This window comes from Archangium sp., from assembly GCF_036389735.1.
Classification (GTDB): domain Bacteria; phylum Myxococcota; class Myxococcia; order Myxococcales; family Myxococcaceae; genus Archangium.
Map to the genome: position 1 here is coordinate 1 of NZ_DASVWK010000799.1, position 3,908 is coordinate 3,908.

4 protein-coding genes are annotated in these 3,908 nt (G+C 70.9%); 3 read left to right on the plus strand and 1 reads right to left on the minus strand.

Annotated elements, in window-relative coordinates:
* The 3 genes from VF794_RS28145 to VF794_RS28155 all read left to right on the plus strand — a co-directional run.
* On the plus strand, nucleotides 1-1,174 hold a 1,174-nt coding region (locus tag VF794_RS28145), incomplete at its 5' end, for a PD-(D/E)XK nuclease family protein (RefSeq protein WP_331115663.1).
* A 12-nt stretch (nucleotides 1,175-1,186) separates the two neighbouring features.
* Nucleotides 1,187-2,509, plus strand: a complete 1,323-nt coding sequence (locus VF794_RS28150) for an adenylosuccinate synthase (protein WP_331115665.1) — start codon at nucleotides 1,187-1,189, stop codon at nucleotides 2,507-2,509.
* Nucleotides 2,510-2,685: 176 nt separating this feature from the next.
* Nucleotides 2,686-3,048: a PH domain-containing protein gene (locus tag VF794_RS28155; protein ID WP_414640968.1), complete on the plus strand. Its 363-nt coding sequence runs from the start codon at nucleotides 2,686-2,688 to the stop codon at nucleotides 3,046-3,048.
* Between the two features lie 3 nt (nucleotides 3,049-3,051).
* Here the strand turns inward: VF794_RS28155 and VF794_RS28160 are convergent.
* On the minus strand, nucleotides 3,052-3,908 hold an 857-nt coding region (locus tag VF794_RS28160; protein WP_331115669.1), incomplete at its 5' end, for an FHA domain-containing protein.

Here is a 3,908-nt window from a genome sequence, read left to right on the forward strand (position 1 = left end):
GGACAGCCTCGAGAAGTACCGCTCCCCCCGATACGACCAGGTGAAGGACGAGCTGAAGCGGCGCGAGACGGCCGAGTACCGGCGCGTGCTGTACGTCGCGCTCACCCGTGCCCGGGACAGGCTCATCCTCTCGGGTGGCGAGGAGCGCGGCGCGTCCGACTCGTGGTGGTGCCTGCTCGATGAGCGGCTGAAGGAAGACGTCCGGCTGCGTGGGCTCGTCGAGGATCTCGACGTGGAGACGCTGCCTCCGCCCCCGGAGTCGTTCGAGCCCGAGGCCGTGGATCCGTTGGAGCAGGAGGCCCGCATCGAGGCGGCGGTGCAGCGGGCGCATGGGCGCGCCGCCCTGGCCTCGCCCGAGGTGGCGGTGGTGGCCACCGAGGCCGTGCAGGACTTCCTCACCTGTCCGCGCCGCTACCGCTACGTGCACGGGCTCGGGCTGCGCGCGGTGGGCTCTGCCTGGGAGTCGCCGCCGCGCGAGTCGCCGCTGTACATCGAGCGGGACGCGTGGGGTGGCGTGGCCCCGAGCCCCGCCCGTCGGGCGCTGACCCTGTTGCGGACGGTGGACTTCCGCATGGCCGCGGCGTCCGCCTCGGAGCGCCGCGCGCACCTGGAGACCCTCGTGCGCGAGGCGGGCTGGGACGAGTCCGAGGACGGAGTGGGGGAGGCCCTCGCCACGGTGGAGCGCTTCCTGGGCACCGCCTTCGCCCGCCGGCTGGCCACCGCGCCCACGGCGAGCGTGCACCGCGCGCTGCCCTTCGTGCTGAACCTGCCGGGGAGCGACGCGGCGGCCCTCGAGGGCGAGGTGGACCTCCTCTGGGAGACGCCAACGGGCGAGGCCCGCGTGGTGGTCTTCAAGCCGGGCAAGCGGCACCCGAGGGGGGCGCGGGCGCATGCCGAGTCGCTCGCGGCCCTGCTGCTGGCCTCGCGGCGAATGGTGCGCGAGGGCGTCCCGGTGCAGGTGGGCCTGGCCTTCCTGGGCGAGGACGTACCGGAGCCGGAGTTCCCCTCGGTGTCCAACGATCTGGACTCCATCGCCGAGCGCCTGCGGGACGCGGCCCGGGCCCTGGTGGAAGCGGATGTGGGGGGGAGTTGGCCGGGCAGGGAGCGGTCGACTTGTGAATCACTGGGATGTGGCTTCGCGGAACACTGTCACGCCGGCCCCCGTGCGTGCTAAGCGGGCCCCACTATGCCGAATGTCGTCGTCATCGGAGCGCAGTGGGGAGACGAGGGGAAGGGGAAGGTCGTGGACCTGCTCACCGAGCACGCCCAGGTGGTCGTGCGCTTCCAGGGGGGCAACAACGCGGGCCACACCCTGGTGGTGGGCGGACAGAAGACGGTCCTGCACCTCATTCCCTCGGGCATCCTCCATCAGGGGAAGACCTGCGTCATCGGCAACGGGGTGGTGATCGACCCCGCGGTGCTGATGAAGGAAGTCGACACCCTCAAGGATCGCGGCTTCCTGAAGGATGACGGGCAGTTGCTCATCTCGGACAACGCGCACGTCATCTTCCCGTGGCACAAGCTGCTGGACACGTACCGCGAGAAGGCCCGGGGCGTGAGTGCCATCGGCACCACGGGACGTGGTATCGGCCCGGCCTACGAGGACAAGGTGGCCCGCCGCGGCATCCGCGTGCGCGACCTGCTCCACCCCGAGCGGCTCCGCAAGCGCATCGACGAGCGACTCCCGGGCGTGCGCGACGAGCTGCGCGAGCTGTGCCGCGCCGCGAACGAGCAGCCCCCCGAGCTGGACGCGCAGAAGCTCCAGGAGGAGTTCGCCGCGCTGGGCGAGCGGCTGCGACCCCACGTGAGCGACGTGTCGCTCTTCCTGGCGGGCCAGGTGCAGCGCGGGGCGCGCATCCTCTTCGAGGGCGCCCAGGGCACGCTGCTGGACGTGGACCATGGCACCTATCCCTTCGTCACCAGCTCCAACTGCGTGGCGGGCAACGCGGCGGTGGGCTCGGGCCTGGGCCCCACGGCGATCGACAAGGTGATGGGCATCAGCAAGGCCTACACCACGCGCGTGGGTGGCGGTCCGTTCCCCACGGAGCTGACGGACGAGACGGGTGACCGGCTGCGCAAGGTGGGCGACGAGTTCGGCGCCACCACGGGCCGCCCGCGCCGCTGCGGCTGGCTGGATGGCGTGGTGCTGCGCTACGCGGTGCGCGTCAACGGGCTGTGGGGCATGGCGCTCACGAAGATGGACGTGCTCTCCGGCCTGAAGACGGTGCAGATCTGCACCGCCTACGAACTGGACGGCAAGCGCATCACCGAGCTGCCCGGGGACTACGAGGACCTGGCGCGCGTCAAACCCCTCTACGAGACGATGGCGGGCTGGGACGAGAAGCTCGCCGGGGTTCGCACCTTCGATGAGCTGCCGGAGAACGCCAAGCGCTACGTGCGCCGGGTGGAGGAGATCTGCGGCGTGCCCGTCAACTGCATCTCCGTGGGCGCGGACCGCGGCGAGACGGTGCTCATCCAGAATCCGTTCCGGACAGCCTCCCGAAGCTGAATAGCTCCGAACATTCGGAGCTCCCAGGAAGTCAGGCCCCGAACTCCCCTGCTTGCTTGCTGGGGGCTCGGGTGGCGCATGTCAGGCCCGGAACTTAGCTTTCTGGCATGAACGGGCGCGAACCGAAGGCAGGCAGGCAGGAGGTATTTCGCCCCCACGGGGTGCTCGCGGCGATCATGGGAGCCGCGACGCTGCTGTGGTTGGGGGTGCTGCTGTACTTGCTCCGCTTCGACGGAGTCCCGGTACAGACGTTCCTCTCGGCGCTTTTCTTCGTCCTCTTCTTCGGCGTGTCGGTGACGTACTACGGCCGCACGCGGATCGTCGTGGACGCGGGAGGCATCACCTACCGGGGTCTGGTGCGCACGCGGCGCTTCACGTTCGCGGACATCAGCAAGGTGGAGGTGCTGCAGGGCCCGGTGACGGTGTATGCCGTGCGTGGTCGCCGGGGGCTCGTGCACTTCACCAGCTTCTTCTCGCACCACCGTGACCTGGCACGACTCCTCGTGGAGCGCGCGGGCCTCTCGCCGCTGAGCGCCTGACGTTCAGGTCACCAGGGCATAGGTGACGAGCAGCCCCACGAGGGCGGTTGTCGCCCCGAGGCCGATGAGCCACCACTCCCACCGCACCCGCGGGGGCTCCGCGGAGTCCTCGTCCGAGGGGGCTGGGGGACGCGGGGGCTTCTCGGGGGTCGGCGTGGAGGCGGTTTCCGGCTCCTTGGATGGATCCTTCTCGCCCCGCGGGGGAGGAGGCTCGGCCATGGGGGCCTGGAAGCGCAGCAGCGTCCGGCCCAGCTCGATGACATCGCCTTCGTGGAGCGGGCAGGAGTCTTCCACCCGCTTCCCATTGAGATAGACGCCGTTGGGGCCGCCGAGGTCCTCCAGGAGGAAGGCGCCCTCGTGGTGGCGGACGCGCGCATGCCGGCGCGACACGGCGATGTCCCGCAGACGCACGGCCACCTCCCTGCCCCGGCCCAACTCGGTGCTCGCCTCGGCGAGGGCGAAGGTGCGGCCCACCTCCGCTCCGATGAGGCAGGTGAGGGTGGCGGCCCGCGAGGGCGGCGGTTCCTCCGTGTCCGTGAGGAGGTGCTTGAGGACGGCCATGGTGCCCACCTGCCGCTCGGCGTCTCCAGCGGGCTCCAGCACCTTGAGGCTCATCCCCTCGGGCAGCCCCACCACCTCTCCGGGCAGCACGAGGCGCGGCACGCCCGGCGGCACCATCACCCCCTGCACCATGAAGGTGCGGGCCGCCTCCACCATGAGGCGTTGGCTCTCGATGCGCAGCGTCAGCAAGCCCGAGGGGAGCCCCTCGAGGCGGATCTGATCCTCGGTGCCTCCGCCCAGCAGGTGGATGCCCTCGGGCAGCTCGAAGGGGGTGGCGGTGCCCAGGTGCTCGAATTCGA